The 24,347-nt window shown below is 55.7% G+C and carries 15 protein-coding genes and 1 pseudogene; 6 read left to right on the top strand and 10 right to left on the bottom strand.

Annotated elements, in window-relative coordinates; translation table 11 throughout:
* Both HKD46_RS18540 and HKD46_RS18535 read right to left on the bottom strand, forming a co-directional pair.
* A partial coding sequence (locus HKD46_RS18540; RefSeq protein ID WP_218972755.1) for a transposase occupies positions 1–262 on the bottom strand: 262 nt, incomplete at its 3' end.
* Between the two features lie 124 nt (positions 263–386).
* Positions 387–1,394, bottom strand: a complete 1,008-nt coding sequence (locus HKD46_RS18535; RefSeq protein ID WP_082030023.1) for a substrate-binding domain-containing protein — start codon at positions 1,392–1,394, stop codon at positions 387–389.
* Positions 1,395–1,595: 201 nt separating this feature from the next.
* On the opposite strand from HKD46_RS18535, the gene galE reads away from it, so the two are divergent.
* From galE to pykF, 4 genes are read left to right on the top strand one after another with little or no spacing between them, the layout of a single operon-like run.
* The gene (galE, locus tag HKD46_RS18530) at positions 1,596–2,609 is read left to right on the top strand and encodes a UDP-glucose 4-epimerase GalE (protein ID WP_021141160.1); all 1,014 of its coding nucleotides are present in this window, start codon (positions 1,596–1,598) and stop codon (positions 2,607–2,609) included.
* 60 nt (positions 2,610–2,669) lie between these two features.
* Entirely contained in the window at positions 2,670–3,728 is a 1,059-nt protein-coding gene (locus HKD46_RS18525; protein WP_021141161.1) for a UDP-glucose--hexose-1-phosphate uridylyltransferase, read from the top strand.
* The gene (galK, locus tag HKD46_RS18520; protein ID WP_021141162.1) at positions 3,725–4,873 is read left to right on the top strand and encodes a galactokinase; all 1,149 of its coding nucleotides are present in this window, start codon (positions 3,725–3,727) and stop codon (positions 4,871–4,873) included. The genes HKD46_RS18525 and galK overlap by 4 nt, the downstream gene beginning before the upstream one ends.
* 20 nt (positions 4,874–4,893) lie before the next feature.
* Positions 4,894–6,306: a pyruvate kinase PykF gene (gene pykF, locus HKD46_RS18515; protein ID WP_042649215.1), complete on the top strand. Its 1,413-nt coding sequence runs from the start codon at positions 4,894–4,896 to the stop codon at positions 6,304–6,306.
* A gap of 697 nt (positions 6,307–7,003) precedes the next feature.
* Here pykF and HKD46_RS18510 read toward each other — a convergent pair.
* The 5 genes from HKD46_RS18510 to HKD46_RS18495 all read right to left on the bottom strand — a co-directional run bounded on the left by HKD46_RS18510 (position 7,004) and on the right by HKD46_RS18495 (position 12,493).
* Positions 7,004–7,876, bottom strand: coding sequence for a hypothetical protein (locus tag HKD46_RS18510; protein WP_021140990.1), 873 nt, complete (start codon positions 7,874–7,876; stop codon positions 7,004–7,006).
* Positions 7,873–9,045 (bottom strand): hypothetical protein, encoded by a 1,173-nt coding sequence (locus HKD46_RS21210; RefSeq protein WP_221413920.1) that lies wholly within the window; start codon positions 9,043–9,045, stop codon positions 7,873–7,875. Before HKD46_RS21210 ends, HKD46_RS18510 begins: the two co-directional genes overlap by 4 nt.
* A 96-nt stretch (positions 9,046–9,141) precedes the next feature.
* On the bottom strand, positions 9,142–10,635 hold the full coding sequence (locus HKD46_RS21205; RefSeq protein WP_202605840.1) for a hypothetical protein: 1,494 nt from the start codon (positions 10,633–10,635) through the stop codon (positions 9,142–9,144).
* On the bottom strand, positions 10,632–11,240 hold the full coding sequence (locus HKD46_RS18500; RefSeq protein WP_005330555.1) for a condensin complex protein MksE: 609 nt from the start codon (positions 11,238–11,240) through the stop codon (positions 10,632–10,634). Before HKD46_RS18500 ends, HKD46_RS21205 begins: the two co-directional genes overlap by 4 nt.
* The gene (locus HKD46_RS18495) at positions 11,237–12,493 is read right to left on the bottom strand and encodes a hypothetical protein (protein WP_021140988.1); all 1,257 of its coding nucleotides are present in this window, start codon (positions 12,491–12,493) and stop codon (positions 11,237–11,239) included. The genes HKD46_RS18500 and HKD46_RS18495 overlap by 4 nt, the downstream gene beginning before the upstream one ends.
* Before the next feature lie 251 nt (positions 12,494–12,744).
* Here HKD46_RS18495 and HKD46_RS18490 point away from each other — a divergent pair.
* Both HKD46_RS18490 and HKD46_RS18485 read left to right on the top strand, forming a co-directional pair.
* A pseudogene (locus HKD46_RS18490) lies at positions 12,745–12,945 on the top strand (ATP-binding protein); the annotation flags it as partial.
* A gap of 181 nt (positions 12,946–13,126) precedes the next feature.
* Entirely contained in the window at positions 13,127–13,834 is a 708-nt protein-coding gene (locus tag HKD46_RS18485; RefSeq protein WP_173418151.1) for a hypothetical protein, read from the top strand.
* A gap of 306 nt (positions 13,835–14,140) precedes the next feature.
* On the opposite strand, the gene HKD46_RS18480 is transcribed toward HKD46_RS18485, so the two are convergent.
* The 3 genes from HKD46_RS18480 to HKD46_RS18470 are packed head-to-tail and all read right to left on the bottom strand — an operon-like array spanning position 14,141 to position 24,209.
* Positions 14,141–16,279, bottom strand: coding sequence for a UvrD-helicase domain-containing protein (locus tag HKD46_RS18480; RefSeq protein ID WP_113979064.1), 2,139 nt, complete (start codon positions 16,277–16,279; stop codon positions 14,141–14,143).
* On the bottom strand, positions 16,276–22,626 hold the full coding sequence (locus HKD46_RS18475; protein WP_161469547.1) for a DEAD/DEAH box helicase: 6,351 nt from the start codon (positions 22,624–22,626) through the stop codon (positions 16,276–16,278). Before HKD46_RS18475 ends, HKD46_RS18480 begins: the two co-directional genes overlap by 4 nt.
* Positions 22,626–24,209: a hypothetical protein gene (locus tag HKD46_RS18470; RefSeq protein WP_173418150.1), complete on the bottom strand. Its 1,584-nt coding sequence runs from the start codon at positions 24,207–24,209 to the stop codon at positions 22,626–22,628. Before HKD46_RS18470 ends, HKD46_RS18475 begins: the two co-directional genes overlap by 1 nt.
* Between the last annotated feature and the right edge of the window lie 138 nt (positions 24,210–24,347).

Here is a 24,347-nt window from a genome sequence, read left to right as displayed (position 1 = left end):
GCATGGAGGCGATTTCGTACAGAGCATCTTCCATCGCGCCATCGCTCAGGTTGTACCAATGCTGCATGCAGTGAATGCGTAGCATGGTTTCCAGCGGATAAGGTCGCCGGCCATTACCAGCCTTGGGGTAAAACGGCTCGATGACTTCCACCATGTTTTGCCATGGCAGAATCTGCTCCATGCGGGACAAGAAAATCTCTTTTCTGGTCTGACGGCGCCTACTGCTGAATTCACTGTCGGCGAAGGTAATTTGATGACTCATGATGAACCCTGTTCCATGGCTCCAGATGACAAACATGATCTCATATCAGGGACTTGTTCGCACCTTCCCTAGTTATTAGCACACAAAATGATTGACTTATGCCGCGGGGAAAACTAACAAGTTGTCATTCCGACATAGGACGAGCGACTGACTGACGATTTATTAGAAGTGGTGTATATATACGAGAGTGCTCGGGTGAAGACTCCCCACGAATCAAGGCAAGTGATAACCTTGTGGCCTGAGCTGCCATCAACTCAATAGGGTAACGCATAGTCGTTAGTTTAGGACGCAAATATCGAGCATAGATAATGTCATCAAAGCCTATCACGGACACTTCTTCCGGAACTTTGACTCCATTATCAGCCAGTACAGAGAGGGCGCCTGCCGCCATAGCATCATTGTAGGTTACTATAGCTGTAAGCTTTGCTCCTTTGGCGAGTAGGTTCAGCGTCGCCTGCTCCCCCCCTTCTTCATTTGGTTGGGCAAATTCAATCAACTCATCACTTGGAGCAATCCCTGCGCATATCAATGCATCCCGATAACCATTCAAGCGTGACTCTGCATCCTCGATAGGTCGATTTGAACCCAGATAAGCAATTTTGACATGTCCCTGCGCCAATACATGCCGAGTGGCTAACGTGGTTCCTTGCTGGTTATTCAATGCGATACAACGCACCTGAAGAGCTGGAATGTAACGATTAATCAATACCAAACCAGGAATGCGCTCAGCATATTGCAGCAATTCGTCATCAGATAATGCCTTGCTATGTACAACAAGCCCTTCACAACGGCGAGCAATCAACAACTCTATTGCTTCCCGTTCAGCGTCTGCTGTATGTCGTCCATTTCCCATCAACAAATGCAGCCCCTGCTCCGTAGTAACAGTGCCTACACCTTTCACCAATGCCCCAAAGAAGGGATCCGCCACGTCCCCAACAACAACACCAAAGGTATCACAACACTGGTTAGCTAGGGCCCTGGCATTTGCATTAGGAGTGTAACCAAGCTCAGTTATTGCTCTCTGCACTGCGACCCGGGACGCTGCGCTGGCTTTTGGCGAATTGTTCATCACTCGTGAGACCGTTGCCACCGATACATTGGCTAACCGAGCGACGTCCTTGATGGTACTCATACTGTTTTCACTCATTTTCACATTATAGTTAAACACTATTATACCCTTGAAAGTAATTGAAAAAAATAGAGAAAAATGATCTTGCAATGTAGTCTCACACTAAATTAGTGTAACCGCTTACACTGATTTGTAGATGAGCTCACAGTTTACGTCGAGGCCTCTCGTTTAGACTGTTACCAATGTTTTTATATGGAGAGCAAGATGAATGTTCTAGTCACCGGCGGTTGCGGATATATCGGCAGCCACACCTGTCTGGCCCTGCAAGCGGCAGGCATGAATCCCGTGGTGGTCGACAACCTCGGCAACAGCAAGCGCAGCGTGCTGGCCCGAGTCGCCGCCATCAGCGGCCAGCAACCCCAGTTCTATCAAGGGGATATTCGCGATGCCGCCCTGCTGGAGCGGATCTTCGCCGAGCAACAGATCGATGCAGTGATCCACTTTGCCGCCCTCAAAGCGGTCGGTGAATCGACCCGCATTCCACTGGATTACTACGAAAACAACCTCGGCGGCACCCTCACCCTGCTGCAGGCGATGAAGCGGGCCAATGTGCACAATCTGGTGTTCAGCTCCTCGGCCACCGTCTACGGCGATCCCGCTAGCCTGCCGATCCGCGAGGATTTCCCTCGCTGCGCCACCAACCCCTACGGGCGATCCAAGCTGCTCATCGAGGAGATCCTCGAAGATCTGCAGCTGGCCGAGCCCCACTGGAGCATGACCCTGCTGCGCTACTTCAATCCGGTCGGCGCCCACGACTCGGGCACTATGGGTGAAGACCCGCAAGGGATCCCCAACAATCTGATGCCCTATATCACCCAGGTGGCCATCGGCCGTCGCGACTGCTTGTCGGTCTTTGGAAACGATTACCCCACGCCGGACGGCACCGGCGTGCGCGACTACATCCACGTGATGGATCTCGCCGAGGGGCACGTCAAGGCACTGCAACACTGCGCCGGCAAGGGTGGTGTACACACCTACAACCTGGGCACCGGCCAGGGCCAGAGTGTGTTGCAGCTGGTCACCGCTTTCTCTGCCGCCTGTGGCAAGCCGCTGCCATTTCGCATCGAACCGCGCCGCCCGGGCGATATCTCCGCCTGCTGGGCCGATCCGGCCAAGGCGCAGCGTGAGCTGGGCTGGCAGGCGACCCGGGACATAGACGCTATGTGCGCCGACAGCTGGCGCTGGCAATCCGCCAATCCGAACGGTTACGAAGAGTAGGTCTGCCTGCTCCCCGGTAATAAACGACTTTATTTTTCAATACATTATTCAGGAGAGATGATGTTCAACCCCGTCGATCATCCCCATCGCCGCTTCAACCCGCTGACCGGCCAGTATGTGCTGGTCTCCCCCCACCGGGCCAAACGCCCCTGGCAGGGACAGGTGGAGAAGGTGAGTCAGGCCCCCAAGCAAGCCCACGATCCCGACTGCTTCCTCTGCGCGGGCAACACCCGGGTCACTGGCGACATCAACCCCGACTACAAGAGCACTTTTGTCTTTACCAACGACTTCGCCGCCCTGATGCAGGATACCCCGGCCGCCGATAGCGCCAGCGATCCCCTGCTGAAGCTGGAAGCCGCCCGCGGCACCAGCCGGGTCATCTGCTTCTCGCCGGACCACGGCAAGACCCTGCCCGAGCTGCCGCTGCCCGCCATCGAGGGGGTGATCACCACCTGGATGGATCAGGTCGCCGAGCTGTCGGCCCAGTGGCAGTGGGTGCAGGTCTTTGAAAACAAAGGGGCAGTCATGGGCTGCTCCAACCCTCACCCCCACGGCCAGATCTGGGGCAGCGACTTCCTGCCCAACGAGATCGCCCGCGAAGAGCAGCACCAGCGTGACTGGCTGGCCGAGCATGGCCGCCCCATGCTGCTGGAGTATGTGGAGCGGGAGTTGGCGGATCGCTCGCGCATCGTGGTGGAGACCGAGCACTGGCTCGCCGTGGTTCCCTTCTGGGCCGCCTGGCCGTTCGAAACCCTGCTGCTGCCCAAGGCGCACGTCCCCTCCATGCTCAACCTGACCAAGGCCCAGCAACAGGATCTGGCAGTGGCGCTCAAGGAGCTCACCAGCCGCTACGATAATCTGTTCGAGTGCAGCTTCCCCTACTCCATGGGCTGGCACTTTGCACCGCCCAAATCGGATTGCCCCGAGGCGTGGCAACTGCATGCCCACTTCTATCCGCCACTGCTGCGTTCCGCCACCGTGCGCAAATTCATGGTCGGCTTCGAGATGCTGGCCGAAACCCAGCGCGACCTTACCCCCGAGCAGGCTGCCGAGCGGCTGCGCGCTCTGAGCCCCATTCACTACACCCAGACCAGCCACACCAATGAGGAGGCCCTATGACCCCCAACCAACGTGTCAGCACCGTTTTTGCCGAGCAATTTGCCAAAGCGCCCGATCTGCTGGTGCGCGCCCCCGGCCGCGTCAACCTCATCGGTGAACATACCGACTACAACGACGGCTTCGTGCTGCCCTGCGCCATCGACTACGAGACCTGCGTTGCCATCGGCCTGCGCGATGACCGGCAAGTACAGGTGATCGCCGCCGACTACGACAATCAGCGCGACCAGTTCGACCTCGACCAGCCCATCGAGCACCACCCCAGCCAGCGCTGGAGCGACTACATCCGCGGCGTGGTGAAATATCTGCAGGAGCGCGGCTATACCCTGCGCGGCCTCGATCTGGTGGTCTCCGGCAACGTGCCGCAGGGGGCGGGACTCTCCTCCTCCGCCTCGCTGGAAGTGGCGATCGGTCAGGCCTTCAAAGAGGCGCTGGGGCTCGACATCAGTCAGGCCGAGATCGCCCTCAATGGCCAGCAGGCGGAGAACAAGTTCGTCGGCTGCAACTGCGGCATCATGGATCAGATGATCTCCGCCAGCGGCAAAACCGATCATTCCCTGCTGCTCGACTGCCGCTCGCTGGAGACTCGCCTCATCCCCATGCCGGCGGATCTGGCGGTGCTGATCGTCAACTCCAATGTGCGCCGCGGTCTGGTGGACAGCGAATACAACACCCGTCGCCAGCAGTGCGAAGAGGCCGCCCGTCACTACGGGGTCAAGGCGCTGCGCGACCTCGATCTGGCCGGACTGGAAGCGGGCAAAGCCGGGCTGGATGAGGCCTGCTATCGCCGTGCCCGCCACATCGTCGGTGAAAACGCCCGCACCCTGGCGGCCGCCGATGCGCTGGCGAGCCACGATCTGACCCGCCTCGGCGAGCTGATGGCCGAGTCGCACGCCGCCATGCGCGATGACTTCGAGATCACAGTGCCCGCCATCGACGGTCTGGTGGAGATCATCAAGGCCAGGATCGGCACAGATGGCGGCGTGCGGATGACCGGCGGCGGCTTCGGCGGCTGCGTGGTCGCCCTGCTGCGCCCGGAGAAAGTGGCCGAGGTGATCGCAGCAGTCGAAGCCGAGTATCCGACAGTCTCTGGCTTAAAGGCTGATTGTTATGTTTGTCGGTCAACTGATGGTGCTTGTAGAAATTAAATAAAACTAGGAACTCAAAAATGAAAAAGACCAAAATTGTCTGCACCATCGGTCCGAAGACCGAATCCAAAGAAATGCTGGCCAAAATGCTGGACGCCGGCATGAACGTCATGCGCCTGAACTTCTCCCACGGTGACTACGCCGAGCACGGCAGCCGCATCAGCAACCTGCGCGCTGTAATGGCCGAGACCGGCAAGCACGCAGCTATCCTGCTGGACACCAAGGGTCCGGAAATCCGTACCATGAAGCTGGAAGGCGGCAACGACGTCGCGCTGGTCGCTGGCCAGACTTTCACCTTCACCACCGACCAGACCGTGGTTGGCAACAAAGACAAAGTGGCGGTGACCTATGCAGGTTTCGCCAACGATCTGCGCGTCGGCAACCGCATCCTGGTTGATGACGGCCTGATCGGTCTGGACGTCATCGAAATCACCGGGCGCGAAGTTATCTGTAAAGTGCTGAACAACGGTGACCTGGGCGAGAACAAAGGCGTTAACCTGCCGGGCGTCTCCATCAAGCTGCCGGCCCTGGCCGAGAAAGACAAGCGCGACCTGATCTTCGGTTGCGAGCAAGGCGTTGATTTCGTTGCTGCTTCTTTCATCCGTAAGAAAGAAGACGTTCTGGAAATCCGTGAGCACCTGAAAGCCCACGGTGGCGAGAACATCCAGATCATCTCCAAGATCGAAAACCAGGAAGGTCTGGACAACTTCGACGAGATCCTGGCTGTTTCCGACGGCATCATGGTTGCTCGTGGCGACATGGGTGTAGAGATCCCGGTTGAAGAAGTTATCTTCGCCCAGAAGATGATCATCGCCAAGTGCAACAAAGCCCGCAAAGTGGTTATCACTGCCACCCAGATGCTGGACTCCATGATCAAGAACCCGCGTCCGACCCGCGCCGAAGCTGGTGACGTGGCCAACGCCATCCTGGACGGTACCGACGCAGTGATGCTGTCCGGTGAATCCGCCAAGGGTAAGTACCCGCTGGAAGCCGTGACCATCATGGCCACCATCTGCGAGCGTACCGATGCCGTGATGCCGTCCAACCTGTCTGCTGCCAACGACAGCAACAAGCTGCGCATCACCGAAGCCGTATGTAAAGGCGCCGTAGAGACCTCCGAGAAGCTGGACGCCCCGCTGATCGTGGTTGCTACCGAAGGCGGCAAGTCTGCCAAGGCCATTCGCAAGTACTTCCCGAAAGCCTGGATCCTGGCGATCACCACCAACAAGAAAACTGCTGCCCAGCTGGTGCTGACCAAGGGTGTGGTTGCTCACGTGGTTGACAGCATCGCCTCTACCGACGATTTCTATCGCATCGGTAAAGAAGCCGCGCTGGAAATCGGCATGGGTCTGAAAGGTGACGTGGTTGTGATGGTCTCCGGTGCTCTGGTACCGAGCGGCACCACCAACACCGCTTCTGTTCACGTTCTGTAACGATTGCCTAGCAAACTTTAGGCTACTGGCGTCATCGCTTTTGCGTGCGATGACCGGACATCAAGCCACACGGGAAGAAGGTATCGTTGAGGTTGACGAGACCTTCTCCCTTGACTCTTTAGAGGGACAACGGGGACTATCACATTCGGCACAACATCGTGGTGGTCAAGGTCGAACTCATGGAACCGGGCGGGTTGCATCACATTAATGGTGGTCCTTGGCGCTTGCAAGCCACCACGCAGATTTACTGTTGAAAACGCTGAATGCCAAGACGTTGATAGCAGTCTTGACATCTCTGCTCTCACCGAATCCAGTCGTGTCTAATATTTTATGTGTGTATGCATGTTTCAGCAAAGAGCGGAGCGAGCCCTATCAGGTAGTGCGTAATCGCCAAGGTGAACAGATTATGAGGCATAGTACATAAATCCCTGTCGGATGTTGGCCATCTGCTCATCGCGAAAGCGCAGGCTCAGCGGAAGGGTGAGCGCATCTCGATGCAATGGTTGTAACCCTTGCCAATCATGCCGTGTCGCCGCCTTCATCCTTTATCTCCCAAGTCATCAGTTAAAACCCAGATGACTATATCGTTCGAGCAAAGCCGCTTCGATACTGGGGTTTTGCACATGTCGTATTTTCAAGCAGATATTTTCAAACTAATAGACAGATAAGAGGCAGGCGAGACGGACGGGGCAGTTCCTCACAACCACACGGCTTCCTGCTCCAGCGCCATCCCGCTGGCTTGCATTGACCGGATCAATTGCTTCACTTCCACGTCGAAATCGGCTGTCGCAGGGTGTGCCAGCATGGCGTTGAATTCGCGCTGGGTATCCTGCCAAAGCGTGGTACAACCGAAACGCTCGAGACGAGATGGCCACTCGGGCATCAACCACAGGGCCACGCTGTGGCCAAGACGGCTGCGAAGCCGGGCAAAGTTGAGCAGACCCACTCCGTCGTAGTCGGGAAAGAAGTGGATCGCAGGCGCCCGCTGGCGCAAGGCGAGCCAATCCAACAATGTGTTGGGCAATTGGCCACTGTAATAAGCAACACTGGCGGGCTGGGCGCAGGGTAGCCAGTCCAGCTGGTCAAACAGCGCCTGATTTTCCACAAGCCATAGCGGATGTTCGGTATACCAGGTGCTGTCGGCGTGCACAGTCAGAGCGGCGACGCCCAGTTGATCGGTGCTCAGTCGCAAGTCCAGCCGGTTGTCTTTATCGTCTCGCCACGCCACCTGACCGGGACCGGCCTTTAACAGCAGATAGCTGAACTCATGCCCATGATCTGCCCCCTTGCTACGGCGAGTTGCGGCGATGTTACGCGCTCGGCGTGGCAGACCATCGACCAATTCGGCTTGCTCTATCGGCACCAGTTGTCGCCACTGGTGTTCCACCACGGCGGGCAGCCTTATCTCAAATACGACTCCCCTGCCCTCGGGCCGCATCTGTATGCTGCCGGTAGCGCGGGCAAAGCTGCTCAGCTCACGTCGCTGCCCCTCGCTCAATTGAGAGCTGGCAAGCCCTCCTCCAGGGGCTTGGCGCAATTTGCGCAAGGCGGCGATCAAACTACGGCTCATGGTCGCTCCTTGGGAGCAAGCACCAGCCAGCTCTGCCGATTGATATGGTTCTTGCCGGCATGGTGATGGATAGGTACGCAATAGCGTGCCGTGGTCAACGGAGCTGGCGAGGCGCAGATCAGGGCAAAACCGAATTCTGCCGCCACATCGATCAGATTTTTCTGGTTGCGGGTATCCAGCGCCAGCGCCTCATCCAGATAACAGATGGTGCGGATGCGCTTGTTCTTGTGATGCATCAGGTGGAGCATGGCCAGCCCGGTCACCAGCTTGGCCATCAATACGGTGCCGTTGGAGGCCGCACTGTCTATCTCGGTGAAGGACTCCTCCTGCTGATCCTGCTTACCTATCACAAACTCCAGGCGAAACAGATCGGCGACACGGAGCCCTTGCCGGGCATTGCCCTCATCAAACAAGGTCTGTTTGGCGCGATCCAATCGCACATCATCCAGCACGCTTTGCTGATTAAACAGATCGAAGCTCTCCCCCGTCTCCACCTGAGCGGACTTATCGAGCAGAATTTCGATGGCTTCCACCAGGTGTGCTTCATCCCTGGGCTCGATTTTGAAAACCCTGAGGTCGGACAGTTGACGCTGACTCACCAGCCGGTTAAAGCCCCGCATCTGCGCCTTAAAAGCATTCAGCCCCTGTCTGAGCTGTTTCAGGCTGGCGGTGACATTGATCACGGCACTGCGGGCCTTCTTCTCCAATGCCTCGGCTTCTTTTGGCAACATCTGATGGAAATCGAGGATCCGACTCCACTCCTCGTCCTGAGTCGGGCAGTGTTCATACTTGGTGAGTCCGCCAGCGTGCAAATCCTGCAAACCGCGCTGCAACGCGCTGTTCAACGCCAACAATTGACGACTATCGGTCTGGAATTCTTGCAAACGGGTATATAGGGTATCCAGCGTTCTGGTGGCTCCCCCGAGCCAGGGATGGTAGGAAAGAGATTCCAGATAACCGAATTCTGGCCCCTGATCCTCGCGCTGGTTACGCATGGTGACGATGCCGTTATGCTCATCATCCAGTCGCATCTGCGCTTGTCGCAAAGCATTGAGTTGATCAACCAAGCTCAATTGCTGCTGGTTAATCGCTGCCAGCTCGGCCTGTAGCCTATCCAGCTCTTGTTCATGGGCTATCAATTGCTCTGCTCGCTGGTCACTCTGGGCCAATAGATGCTGCCAGGTGTCGAAGTCGGCCAGCTCCTGCCGCAGTTGTTGCTGCTCCTGCTCTAATCGTTGCTTGTGTGCCTCGGCCTGGTGGCGCTGCTAGGCTGTTTGCTGCTGCACCTCCAAACTGGCGATATGCCTGTCGGTATCCCTGATCTGCTCCTTCAGCTCGGCTTCACTGAGTTGCTGAAACTGGGGATGCAACCGATGAAGGTTGATGCGCAGGCCAGCCAGCATCAGCGTCTCGCCCGGCGTCTGTGACAACTGTTGTTTCAACCGGGGCATATCCAGTTCGAAATCTGCCGGTCCTAGCTGCATCACTCCGGCCTGGAGCACCCGGTTTAGTCGCAGTAACTCCTCTTCACTCAGATGATCAGCCATGTGTCGATAGAGATTGTCGGTCAAGGTCTCCTGCTGCCGATGCAGGCTCATCGACAACTGCTGTTGCCGACGTAAATCTCGCCTTATGTCCTCTACGCTGCGGCTCTTGACCTGCCCCAGCAGGGTGATCTGAGCCTCCAAATTCTCCTTGACCGCCGCCAGCTGTGTTTCAAGTTGCTCACGTCCCGAAAGCAGGGTAAACCGACGCTCCAGCTCCGCTTGCTGCTGATTGAGCGCCAGCAGCTGAGTATGGGACTGCTGTTTTACGAGCCGTTCGACACTCAGCTCCTGAATACGGCTCCCCGATTGCTTTTGTGCCGTCTCGCATTGCAACACCTTGGCTGCCAATTCCTCTGCTGTGGACTCATAGTAGGAGTGCCACTGCTTGAGGTCTTCTTCTATCTGTGGGCACCAGACGATGAGCTTGCCTCTGAGCGTCAAACGCTCTTGCACTTGTTTGGCCAAGCTCAGGATCCGTGCAGACTGATTGACCGCCGCCTGATACTGAGCCCGTTCACTATTGACCTCGCTAAATGCCTTTTCCCACTCTTGCCGAAAGTCGATGGCCGCATCCGACAAGTCCCGTTTGAAGATTTCCAACAGATAATTTTTGACATCGGCCGAGGTGAGCCTATCCAGCCGTAAGGTACGAGTGAGGACCTGTCGATAGGCAGCAGCATCCGATTGATGCTCCAGATGAAAGAGGGTGAAATCGGGCTCGCTGGCGGCCCGCTTGCGACGACCACCATACAGGGCATCGCGAAAATCATTGGGACTCTTGTAGACAAACACCAGCCGCTGGCGCGTGGCCAGGTGGTTTACCAGTTGGGGCTCCGCCACCAGAGCGCCGCCGTCCAACCGATAATCATCCAGATCCAACGCTCCCTTGTAGGCAAAGTACTGATAGTCATGGCTAACCCCCTTGCCGACACATCCCAGCACCACGGTCCCCGTTTCTGGCAGACAGGCTTCCAGCAGTATGTAGGCGCTGTTGTTGGGGAAGTAGAATCGTTTGGACTTCTCCAGATCGTGGGCGCCAAAGTCCATGCGTCGCTGGTCGATGATCAATAAAAACTGCAGCGCGTTGATGAGGCTGGTTTTACCTGTGTTATTGGGGGCGATGAGTGAGACGGCAGCATCCAGCGGCAACTCGGCTCTCTGATACCCGGCACTGCCCAACAATACCAGACGCTCAAACCCGTACTGGATCATGCTTCCTCCTCCTCATCCAAACCCACCTCTGCCGATTCATCTTCCTCGCCACCCTGCGGCTCATCGAATGAATCGTCTTGGCCAGATGCGCTCAACGATTCGAAGTGTTCCAGATAGCGATAGACCGCCGGCAATAACTGCCAATAACCGTTAAGTGACAACGCAAATCCGAGCTTGACCGCGCTGTCCAGCAACGCGATGAAGCCATCCAGCTCCAACCCCTCGGCCTCAAGGATCTCCTGATGATGCTCGTGAGCCTTGGCCAGCAAGGCCTTGTCTACCCGCCACTCCGTAAAGCGGGACAAGGGTCTGCCCTCATCAGCCTGGGTATCAAACAAGCACATCCATAACAACGCCAGGCGCTTGCTAGTCTTGCTGGCTTGGCTGCCGGACTCCTCGATATGAAACCAGGCATAGCCACGTGGCTCGACTTTAAGCTCAAACCCCAGGGCGGCAAAAATAGCCTGATAGCTTTCCTGACACCGCTCCAGCTCGGCCCACAGGGCAGGCTCCGCCACCCGGTTGAGGTGCTTGCCGCTGTTGAACAGGCGAAACAGCTCACTCAGGGCACCGAGCGACTCCAGATGCGAAATAGAGGTAATCATGATCTCTGGATCCTGTAGGGGTGATAACTGACCAGCACCTCTTGCAAATCCGTTGTGGTGCTATCTGGGTGAAGGCTCGCCAGCCAAAGAGGCTCACGCACCAGTTCGTGGTAGAGTCGCAACAAGGTGGCATCCGGCTGCTCGCCATAATGCTGTAGCAACCAGAGCATCAGGTTCTCCACTGGCAGGCTCTCTTGCAGGTGTTGTTTGAGGGTCTCGTCATCAATGGGCTCTACCAGTGAGGCGTCGAAGGGGACCTCCGTCGGGAAACGGATGAGTTCCGGTATGTACGCCAGGGCGCTGGCCATAAAATCCTTGACCTCGAAGCCTACACTAACGCGTCGCGGTCGCTCCTGCCGCCAGACAGGCAAGGCCCCCTTCGTATTGCGCAACGGCAGAGCTCGCGTGAGGCCACGTTTGCGCACACGCCCCAACAACTGGCTGATGGCGGCAGACAGGCCATTATGCTCGCGCAGCTCTTCACGCAGCGGCAGCAAGGTGGCGGCACATTGCTGGGCTACCAATCTTCCCAACCGCTGCAACTCCTTGGCTTGATAAGAAACCTGACGCAACTGTAACTGGTGGGTATAAAGCCCACCTTGTATGGTGATGGCCTCTACAGCCCGATCCAGAGCCCTCTCCGCCTGCTCCAGAAAGGGATAGAAGTTGCCCGCAAGCCCGGAGTCCATCATCTCGTTCATGGGCTCCACATACTGGTCATAGGCTTCAAGCACTGAGCGATAACGTTGCGCTATTGGCATGGCTGCATCCGCGGATTTAGCCTGTTCGGCCAGCTCCAATATGGCATGGCGATCCTGATCCAATTGCAAACTGATCTGCCGCAACAGGTCTGACATCTTGGCTGAGCCCTGACGCAAATAATCGGGATTGAGTGGTTCAGAACCTTCCAGTATTTGTGCTGTCGCTTGTTTGATGGCCTCGATACGCGCCTTGAGCACGGCAGAAAGCCCTAACTCATGCTCACGTAACAGCCCCCGCGCAAACTCTTGCACCAAGGGGTTGACCTGCAGGGTATCGGTTCGCTCAAGCCACTGCAGGACATCGCTGCTACATAGGCTGCGCAAGATTTCTCCACACTCAGGCTCGCTGTCACTGCCCCGGCTGGACTTGCCAATTAGCCTCAGCACCATCGCCTCATCGAAAGCAGGCCATTCCCGCGAAGCCCGAACCAATGCTTCGATGACGTCCCAATGTTTATGCAGTTGGAATATCAGACTTTTGGGATTTGCCATTCGGTATCCTTGTTCGCTCCCTTGGCCCCAGTCCAAAGAATCATACGATGGACGGCTGGCGTCATTTGACCACAAGAGCATAGAAAGCAACCCAGCTGGCAACAATACTGGATACTTCTACATGTCGTTTTTTCAAGCAGATATCTGACGACTCCGGTCTCCCTTACCGCCATTGCTGCAAATGCTCAAACGCTGAGTGTGGGCCGGACTACCGCCAGGATGTTGGCTTGGATCACGCCTCCAGCAGGCAGATCATGGATGATCGGTATGGAAAATTCTCGACGGTAGTGGTCAGTCAACTACCAACGGAAGAGTGGTACGCGAGCTTGGGGGACACCCTGGCAGATGCGATCCTGGACCGGCTGATGCACAACGCTCACCGGCTGTCACTGAAGGGAGAATCGATGAGAAAGAGGAGAAGTGAGTTGACCCAATCTGAACAGTCGAGTTAGAAACGAGATGACATGAGCGCGTTAAGGATCAGGGTGTTCACGTTGGCCGGAATCACTGTTCAACTTCACCGGAATACGCAGGGCCAACACTCTGATTTCCACTGATAACTCCTGGGTCAACATGGGCGTGGCTCAAAAGCCACGATCTTGGCCCAGGTGGGTCATCTTTACTCCGGCGTTAGTGGGTCATTTTTACATCGGCGGTGACAGCCAGCATATGGCCGAAGAGTGCAACACCGTCGATAAAGAAGAGGATGACCGCTTCGACGATGATGAGTTGTTTGCCGATGAGCCTCTCTTCGGCACTGAGCAGCAAGATGCTTTTGCCCACGCGCGCACCCGTCGTGAGCAAGAGGAAGAGGCGCGCATCGAACAGTTGTTCAGCAAATCCAGCCTCAAGCCGCTCTATCGCAAGCTCGCCCTGGCGCTGCACCCGGATCGGGAACCCGACCCCGTCATGCAGGCGGAAAAGACCCGCATCATGGGCCAACTCAGCCAGGCCTTGGAAAACAAAGAGATGTTCACCCTGTTGCAGCTGGCCCACACCCACCTGCCCGAGTTCGATAACCTGCTCAGTGACGAGAACCTCGCTTACCTCAACCCGATGCTGAAACGCCAGCTACGCGAGCTCGAAGTCAGCTACTACGGCGGGCAAGACGGGCTAATGGACGCGGTGCTGCACAAATTCAAGCAATCATCCAAGAAAAAGACCGAGCAGGCCTTTGCCGAACATCGGGACTATTTGCTGCGTGATATCGACCACCTGACTGCCCAGCTGGCCGAGATCACCACCCTACAGACCCTCAAACCCTATCTGGCGACCCGCTGGGATCAGAAGCAAATGAGGTGGGATGAGGAAGAGGACGATATGGAATGGCTGTTTAGGTAACGGCCAGCGGTGACCGACCATCTCATCAAACAATCAAGGCGCCACTGGCGCCTTGATTGTTTTCACACTGCTGGTTTTTACACTGATCGTGCTATCGGATAGCCAGCCTTAAATCAGGGTCACCTGACGCGCTTTGCCATCAGGCGCCAGCGCCTGTTCCTCATCGTGGATAGTTGTGAAGGGCTCAGGGGAAATGGCGGCTGCCGATGCGATTTTGCGCTGCTCAGCAATACCGATAACCTTCCCGCTAAGTTTTCTCTAAAATAATGGCCAGTAACTCTGCTTAGTTACTGGCCATCGTCTAAATTAAGGGTTCACATCTGGCAACAACGAACTCGGCTTGCCGTTTGAACTAACAAACAACCCCTTTATTGCCCGAGTCGCAGCAACGTGGAGCAAAGCGCGTTCATTAAACAAGGCATCCCGTTGTTCAACAGGATCATCCGATGCAATCGCTTTGGGTTCTGGAACGGCGCCATCATTGATGCCGGCGAGGAATACATATTGGAACTCAAGCCCTTTGATTCGGTGCATGGTTGCAATACGGACCCCTTCTTGCTGATCGTTATCCGAACTGTCCTGCCCTAAAACAAAGGTTGGAATTCCTTCGCTGTTCAATGCCGTTGCGTAACGCTCATAGGCATGTCTGGTACGCGCCGTGAGACAAATATCCTGAGAGCGAACCCCATCGGCTAGCAAGGCTTTGGCCTGTTTAACAATCGTATCCGCTTCCGCTTTGAAGTCTGCAGAATGGGTGATTATCGGCTTTTCACCGTGCAGTAAGGATAAGTAGTCATTGCTGGCATCCTGCTCACCATCCAGGTTATCCACATTGACTCCAGTCAAGAGCGCAACTGCAAACTGCCGAGTCTCCTCGGTGGTTCGATAGTTTATTTTCAGCTTCTTACTACGGCGACCGCGCACGTTAATACCGCACTGCCCAAGAACCACCTTGTTACGATAAATACGTTGATGACCATCCCCGACGATAAACAGATCATTGGCTGATTCAGGTACCAGGCTACGGATCAGGGTAAATGCGGGCGCGCCAATATCCTGGGCCTCATCCACCACAATGTTGCTATAAGGCAATTGGAGCTGCTTTTCCTTGAACAGCACAATGGCCTCGTGCATGGCATCGCCCATTTCTCGCAACTTCGCACGATCCATCTGGGAGCGAAACTCTTCGAACACTGGCCATATCTTGGCTCGCTGAATACGGGACAGAGCCGTCCCTCGACCTAAGCGACTGACCTTTAGATACTCATCCCGGGTGTAGACTGCATTAGGTTGAACCACTCGCTGCCATTCTTCGGCGTAAAAGCCATCCGGCAAGCCTAACTCTGATGGCGCCAGTTGCAGGGCATATTTCCAGCAGCGGCGACGCCCCTCATCACTGTCGTAAACGACTTTAAAGTCGTAACCATGGCGTTTGAGTTGCTCTGTCATCCAGGCATCAATATTGACCACCTCAATGCGGGCCATCTCCTCACGACTGCAAAGACGCTGCAGGTTGGCACGAATATCCGCGGCCAGATTTCGGGTAAAGGTGGTAAAGAGTACCTTCTTGCCCGGCTGATCCGTCAGTCGTTGCGCTAACCAGCGAGCTCGATGCATAGCCACCACCGTCTTACCCGTCCCTGCCCCACCAAGCACTCGTACCGGCCCTGTCGCCGGAGACTCCACCAATTTGCGTTGACTGGGGTGTAAGAAGACGCGCCATTTCTCCAATGGCGCATTGAGCATCTGAATTAGCTCCTGCTCATTTTCCACGACATGGAAGCGGCGTTTGCTGCGAGCTATGGCCTCAGCAAAGTCATTGGTATCAACGGGCTCTTCAGGGTGGTCATTAAACTCCGCCAGCACCTCGGGATAGTCAATGCCTTCGGTCAACCAGTGCAACGGCTCCCACGCCTCTGCTGGCATCACTTTCTGTAGCTGGTTAAAGTCGGCTATATCGGTGAGTTCCATCACCTGGGCAATAAAGACCGGAGGAACCCCCAGCGCCAATATCTGCTCAGAGGTATAAGCGGAAAATAGCTTTGGTTTTCTAATTTCAGTCGGTGAGACAGGTGCGATTTCAGGTACGGCTCGGATATAGCTGGTATCAACAACCTGAATGGCCCCTGTCAACGGGTGAATGGCGCAATCATGCCGACGAGCCCAGTCATAGGCCTCATCATGTTTGTCGACCCACATCAGCATATAAACTGAACCCTGCTCAGGCTTGAGCACAATCCCACGATAGGTCTGGTCAATACGCACCGAATGCACATTCGGGCTTCGAGCATCATGGATCTTTTCGTAGTTCAGGCCATTACTGGTAGGGTCCTGTCGAAATTTAGAAATGAACTCCTGCACCTTTTTTTGTTGTGCCTTGGGGATCCGAGCAAATGCACCCAAAAAACCATCAGAAAGTGCCACTTTAGGCGACTGGACCGTCATTCCTTACCTCCAGACAAAGACTGTAGTGTTTCCTGGCTGATCGGGCCCACGACGACCGTCCAACCACAGTTAGTAAATGGTGCAGCAGAAGCCTCATCTTCAAAGATGAGCGCACGTTTTTGTTCAGGCCATGCGAGATCTGCTTCGGCAACAATTTCGCCAAACTCGTTTTGCAACGGATAACCCAGGACCGGAACCGGCCAGGCTAATGTTTGCAGCAGGCTGATCTCCTGAGCCGTTAGCAAACTTAACTCGATGATTTCATTCCAATCACCATTATCTGAAATCTCTGGGGCGGGTTCTGTCGGTTCAACCACTATTTGAACTTGCGGATTGTGCACAGCCTTACGGCTGCTGAATGACATATCCGGCAAGAACTGCAGCAAATTCACCAGTCGCCAGAAACCATTGAGTCCGCGCTCATACCCCTCATCCTCGGTATAGCGATCATCAAAGCTCACATGCAGTCGCAATGCGGCACGCATCTGGTCAGCGGTGGTAGCTGGCTTGATATAACGCTGCGGCAACACCGAAGCCAGCTCAATAAACTGTTGGGATGAGCCACAGCTATCCAGCAGACCGCCAAAGACAAATGGCTCATCCGGCAGCAATTGCGCCTGTCGATAACCAGGTACATTTTCATGCATTTCATAGGCAAACTTGTGCCTTATGCCGGCATCTTGGGATTTTTTCACATCGAGCCATACCCAGGCATGGGCTGCCGCCAGCTTTTGCCAGAGCAGATCTTTCATCGCCGGCTCTGCAATATAGTCGAGCAACAGATCAAAACTGTTGCGTTCACGAACTGCCCCTTCCAGGGTGGCAAATGTCATGTCATGGAAAGGGGAATAGAATTGGGGCTGTTTCATATCCGGGTTGTGACGTAATCCCAGTACATCCTGAATATGCTTGCAGCCAGTTTCATTCAGATCGCGCCAGGTAATAGTCCAAAGCCGATAATTGCCACTCTCTTTGATGGCTTGACGCTTTTGTACATCATCTTCGACGGTCTTCTTATGGAAGACAAAGCCATCGAGGAAAATGGCCACCGGCTTAACCGCCGCTGGTTGCGATACCGGATAAAGAACAAAATCAGGGCGGCATGGAATACCGACACCCTCTTTACTCCCCAGATCGACTTGCGCTTTGAGATGCCAGCTCGTGGAGGGTTCAGCACGAGTATTGATCATCCAGCCAGCCCCAGGATGGGCATAGCTGCGCGTCACTGCGAGCGCCTTGTTCTCCTGCAAGCAGCTGATGAAGCGTTTTTCCAACTCAGAGCCCATCATCACATCCAGCGGGATGGTATTGATGGTTTTCACCGAATGAAGTTTGTCGCTCGCCTCGATAATTTTTGCCAGCAGCTGACGCGCCTGATTGCGTGAAACATACTTCATCCGCCCCCGGTCACGGTAGGCATAGACGCAGCGATAGCAGCCATCCTTGGTGACATCATGGTTACAGCTGCACTCCACCAACGCCTGGTAAGCCAGTTGTAAGAGTTTCAACAGATTGTCAGGCGTACGCATCAGCTCCTTGAGAGAGCCAGTTCCGCCGGGTACTGAGTCATAGATCACCAGATACTGCCGCCAGGACTCCCCTTCGTTTTCCGGCTCGCGATAAACCACGCCCTTGAGGTGATCCACGTTGCCCTTGAAGTAATGTTTCAGCCCGAGCTGAATAGCTGCCCCCAGCGACGCCTCCACGATGCGATCCGCGCTGTAACTAGAGACCGGCAACAGGATGCGCAGCGCCTCGGACTCCAACTGCCGGTAGAGATAGAGATAATCCTCGAACTTCGCGCTTTCCGGCTCAGCCCGATGCTTACAACTCAGATCATGGCGCGCCTCATGATCCCGAGGGCGTTGCACCATGCCGCAGCCCAGACAGACCCGAAAGCCGGTGCGCCGCTTCTTATCACCGGCGATAGTCAACTCGGCCGCATCGTCCATCTGCTTGCCGAAGTTAATATCCCGAAGGGTGACTTTGCTCAAAAACTCGAAACCAAACGGCACTTCCCCTTCGTCAATGGCATAGGCGGCCGCAACGTCGTCTGGTTCGTAGCTCACCAACAGCTGACGCTGGAAAAAAGTCAGTTCGCGGCTATCGCTCTCATCGCCAATCAGACTGTCCCGGGTCTTGGCCCGTGCATACACCTGACGCAGTTTCAGCAGTGTCGTCTTCTGGCCCGCATCCGCCCAGCCGGGCGAGCCGCACTTAGGGCAATACTTATGCGGATCGCCGGATTGATCAATGTTCTCGCTGTAATTGCAATGACAACAGATACGCCAGTTTTCCGGCTCGGAGAGCTTCAGATCGATCTGTTCAATCTCGACTTTATGCCCACCGGCATAGAAATTGTTGAGCGGAGCCAGCTCCGCCAAGGCGGTAGAGGCTGGACGCTCATATTCGTAGGTGGTGTTCTGGTACTCCTTGACCTCACTCCCCTCGTTATCCTTCCGCCGCCAGAGCACGGAGCGCAGCGTGATCCCGGCTTCCGGGAAGGCATAGTTGGGCAATAGCCCCTCATCGGTGAAAAAGTTTAGCGTCTGCTTGTTGTTGATTTGATTGACCAACGCCATCAGCGCGTGCCGCTCGGAGACCAGGTCGCCCATGTCTTTTTCAAAATTCTGATCATGGGGTGAGCTCTCGAGCTTCTCGATGCTGCGTTTTAGCTTGTCGATACGGGCTCGCAGCGACTTGCGATCCTCTAGCAGCAAGGCCAAAGCCGTATCTACACGCTGAACCAAAGAGCGGGTGCCAGACTCCCCGATCAGGTATTGCTGCAAGTGCAGAAGGGTGTCCAGAGCTAAATCAGGGAAGATCGAGGCAAAACGATTGTGCAGCTCAACCCGATGATCCTCCACGAACCGCAGGAAGTTATAGGGGAACCCGGTTTTTCGTTCAGACTCCACCTCATCGAGCATCTGTTTGACGTTCTTACTAATAGCCGACGCTGGCACACCGGTTTTTACCCAGTTATCCATACAAAAAGCCGCCAACTGACGCTCAAGGATCGCCACGGCATTCAAAAATACCCCTGGAGCCTGCACCTGGCCTTGCATCATCTCCAACGGCTCTTGGAAGAAGAATTGATCGTGCGGGTTACCCTCGGCAACCGTGATATTCAGGGCGTTGCCATCCTTACGACCTGCCCGACCTATGCGCTGCAGGTAGTTGGCCTGAGCAGGCGGCACCGAACAGAGCAAGACCGTGGGCAAGTCGCCCACATCAATCCCCATCTCCAGGGTTGGTGTGGCCGAGAGCAGATTGATATGCCAAGGCTGATGGCCTTTGTAGAACGACTGCTCGGTGGCCTCGCGCACCTCTCGCGTTAACAGGCCGGTATGCTCGGCCCCGACAACGCGCGCCACATCCAGATGATCCCACTGCCAGCTGACCTGATTAGCCACCGGCTGATAGTGGCCTTCACAACGCAGCGACATGCAAGGTGCACCTTGCCATTGCCAAGCCTGATCGGCGGGAGCATGGATCACTTCCCGACAAGATGAGCAATGGAGGCGAACCACATCACGACTCACGAGCAGAGCCGAGGGCACCAGCCCCCAGGCCTCACGTCCCGAGGTCTCAAAGCTAGCCAGGATACCGGCACGCTGCAGCCCCTTGAGCAGTGAGCGCAACAGGTTCTCATGAACACTGCTGATGAAGACGTTGTTGCCGTTATCCAGGGTACGATTGAGCCAATGCTGGTACCAGCTGGGGTTGGATTTGGCGCCGATCAGACGCTGGAAACCATTGATCTTCTCAAAGCTGACATACGCTGGCTTGCGAGTTTTCGGCCCGATAGAGGGCATATAACGCGACGTGCGTTCATTCTGCGTCATCATGAAGGTCTTGCCATCACGGCGATAGCTCTCGAACGCAGGGTGCATCACGGCACCCGCTTGACGCATACGCCACAGCACACCGAGCGCCAGATGGGCGACTTGCTCGGCAGAGACTCCGCTCATCAGGTCGCCAAACTCTTCACTCAATTGCTGATGCAAGGCGACGATAGCCGGGTTGAAGCGCTGCATATCGATACCGGCACTGGCAAAACCGGTCACCTCCAGGGTGCGACCAATGCCAGCCCGCAAGGTAAACTCGCTATACACCTCCCAATCCAGCCGCAAGCTTACCAGCTCCGGCAGATCCGTTTTTTCTGGTAACTGGCCTTGCTGCTTGAGCTCTTGATAGTCATGGAGCCACAGCATATTGGGCGCAATAAAATTGGCCGCAAAGTGGGCATCATCCTCGGCGCGAGCCCGGGTCTGCTCACACACCCGCTTGGCAAAGGCGTCCAGCGGCATGGCCTCATCCGTTGGCAGCAAGCCGCCAATCTGACCGCGCACCATCAACGGCCAGGTGCGGGCGGTGAAGAAACTGGCGCGGTGTGCGGCATCCTGCACCGAGTCCGAGAAGGTAATGAGTTTCTTATGTTCGTTGAAACGGCTGCCATAGAGCTGATGGATCATCACCGCTGACAGGCTAACGGCGCGAGACCCGAGGATCGAGATGCCCTGCTTGCTGTGGCAGAAGGGACACTCGTTGGCAAATTCCAGCTTATCCTTGCGCTCCTTGAGCATATCCGGGATCAGCACGGGCAACAGCCCATCATGGCCACAGTGACTGCACTGCGCGTTGCTCTGCTTGTTCAAGGAGAGACAAGCCGGGCAGAGCTGCTGATGCTGACCACTGTCAGGCTTTTCGGGGAACACCAGCACCACAGAGCGGCCATGATCGAAGAACTGGCGATAGATCTCGTCCAGCTCGGTTTCCAGCTTGGCACTCTGACCATGGCGCATGCTGGCCCAACCGATAGCATGGCAATCCCGGCAATGCACTACCGGCAGATAGTGGGTCCGATCCTCAATGCCGAGATCATTAGCAAAATGCAGTGTCGGGCTCTTTGCCACACTGGCAACCAGACGGGTCAACTCCCGCAACCAAAGCTGGGAACGCAACTGCACAAAGGGCCGCACCGGTCGAGGCTTACCCTCGGCCAGCCGTTTTTGTTGATCGGCTGGTGCTTCGACAACGTCAAGGCGAGCCTGAGCTAGCAGCGCGACAAAGCTTTGCAACACCAGCGTTGCATGCTCAGGGCTGGAAGCCAGCATCACTTGCAAACTTTCGCAGCACTGCTGCTCGGAGAGAATGCCCTGTTGCTGCAGATCCTGTAGCAGGACATGCAGCATGCTGTGGCCACGCAACAGCTCACCGAGCTTGATGCGCAAACGTCGTCCGTCATCACTTTCCAGATCCGCCGGCAACACCAGATCACTTTCCGGGAACCAGAGCGGGATCTGAGCGTTCAGATACGCCACAGGATTGGCATAATGTTGGGGCGATAGAAGTGCCATCTCATCGGCTTGAGGAAAGCGCGTATGGCGTAGCTCAACCCCCTGCAGAAACTCAGCGCTGCTGTAGCGATCCTCCCGGATCACCGAGCTGTCATCGAAGGGCTGATCAAAGATAGAGGTGGCATACTCCAGCAGTTGTCCCAGCTCGTCACCCACGGTCGCCGAAGTGCCGACACAGGCAAAGCGGCTGCTATCCACGCTGATATGATGTTTCAAGCGCCGCACCAGACAGGCCAGGTCCGACCCCTGAGCCCCATCAAAGGTATGCAGCTCATCCACCACCAGATAACGCAGGGTGCCGGGCTGATTGTAACGCCACAACGGCTGATCAATCGGCCGCATCAGCAGATAATCCAGCATCTTGTAGTTAGTCAGCAGGATATCGGGGGGGCTCTCCCTGAGAGTGTGCTTACAGGTGATGACCGAGTCTGCCCCCATCCGCTTGCTGGGGAACTCCTCGCTATCACCAACGAACAAGCCAACGGTCACCTTGCCATGCAGTTGAGGATCGCTGGCAATAGACTTGGCAAAACGGCTGGCCTGATCGGTGGCCAACGCATTCATCGGATAGATAACAATGGCCTTGACCCCGGCCCCTGGCGTGCCTGCGCAGTAGTTGAGCAAGGGGTACATAAAACACTCGGTTTTCCCCGAGCCGGTGCCGGTGGCCACCAGCGTCGGCTTTGGCTCGGCTACCCCTAATCGTTCAAAGGCCCTCGCCTGGTGCGCATGGGGAGGAAACGGCAAGCTCAGATGGGCAAAGAAGTCCAGCGCCAGCGTACTCTGCCGAAACGGCAACTGGGCCGAGAGATAGGGCCCCTTGAGCAGGTTTTGTGGTGTTTGCAGGAACTGTTCAAGTGTCTGATGAGGCTTCTTACCCTCATTGTTGCCCGATTCACTGAACAGCGGGCTGTTCATCGGGAAAGCGGCCCGTAAAAAGGCTGCAACACTGTCGGCCACCTGCCGACTGACCACAGAAGGTAGCATCAATCACACTCCTGCTGATCGGCAAAAAACGCCCAGGCGACGCGGTAGTCATCTTCGCGGTCGGGTTTGATAAAGGGGGCCTGCCAGGTGATGGTGCGGCGCTGTACGCCACCCGGGCGGGTGTCGTCGTCAAAGGTGACGCTGACGGTGCCGATGGTCAGGTGCTTGATATCATCCCAGCCGATGGCCAAATCCGGCCCGCTGCCGCCCGTCCACTGCGGGCTATCCACCGCATAGACGATGCCGGCCTTGAGATCGGCTTTGCGTGCAGTGCGTGGCAGGCCAACGCCCACCAGCCCCTTGCTCGGGGTAAAGACGATGCGGCCGACTTGGTCATACCAGGTATCTGCCTCGTACTGGCGCATCACCGGGAACTGGACGCGATAGATAGTGAGCAGCTCATCGAGCGTCAGCCCCAGCGCCTGGGCAGTAAGCACATCGATCTCAACCAGCGCCTGGCGGCGGCTATAGTCGGTGCGCAGCGCACAGTCGCGTTGCCAGTGCGGTGTCAGGTTGGCGAAGAAGCTCTGCGGCAATTGAGGCTGATCGCGGCTCCAACGTTGCTGGTTGAATTCTGGCTGATAACAAGATTGCCAGAGTTCTTTATAACTACTCACCAGCGAAACCAGACTCAGAGCGCGAAGATGCAATGCTGAGCGATATTGTTCATCACTCAACACCGGCAACTGGTTGATGAGCGAAGTGTTCGCATGGCCCATGCCCGTACTTTTAACCCGATAATCTAATGGCACCGATAAAGTCATCGAAAAGTAGTCAAGCAAGGTCGTTACATCTTTAAATGCAGAACCAAGACAGGTGTTGATATGCGCGACACCTGGAGGAACGATGGTTGATATCAATGTTCGCTCTGAGGATGGCCCAATCATTTCTCGATTCACAAACCGATAATACTCCGTCACCTTTTTAGGCCCATCTTCGCCTGGTTCGGTCCAGCTCACCCGCGGGGTGCGACGGGCATACTCCTCGGCATCACAGGCCGGAATATAGTTGGTGCGCGGCAGGTAGTCATCCGGCAGGGTCAGCAGATAGAGGCAGTCGTAATGGCCCTTTTCCGTACAGATAGCGCGAGGGGTCTTATAGAGTGGTGTGCCTACATAAAAATGCGGGCCGGAGAGGATCCACTGTTCTGCAGCTTTCGGAAATTGGGTTTGACGCGCTATCGTGCCGTCAGTTTGTTGATTGGTTTCATGCCACATCTCAAGTGACAGGTATTGTCCGCTCAAATCCCCCAACCGCTTTGGCTGGGCAGCAAACTTTTCCAACACTGCAACCAATTGTTGCGTGTGAAGCGTTGGTAAACGCGCTTCCAATGCCGATGTACCCGGCTCATCATAAAGACTGGCAAACAGGGCTAACTTATCTTGGTCAATATGAAGGATACGACTCTGATGGCCAGTTTCATTCCAATCGGAGCCTTCCTCATCTTTAATCCCCCCCACCTCACCGGAGCCATCATGCTCGAAACAAAGCCCAACGGTTTTCGGTGAAAACAGATTGGCAATATTGACAAAACTAATCTGTTCACCAGCAGCGGCGGTATAAATATTGATGCTGTATTTCACCCTATGCCCTATTCATGTACAGGACCTTAAGCGTTGAGTCCCTTTAAAACTCCTTCCAAGGTCCTGTTCTGTATCGATTTTCTCTGCTTGGTTCGGCAAGCGTTCTTGGCCAAATAATCAGCTGCCCATTCCAGTCTT

Origin of the sequence: Aeromonas sp. TW 6, assembly GCF_013168745.1 — a bacterium.
Taxonomy (GTDB): domain Bacteria; phylum Pseudomonadota; class Gammaproteobacteria; order Enterobacterales; family Aeromonadaceae; genus Aeromonas; species Aeromonas caviae.
This window is presented reverse-complemented; position numbering and strand designations above follow the sequence as displayed.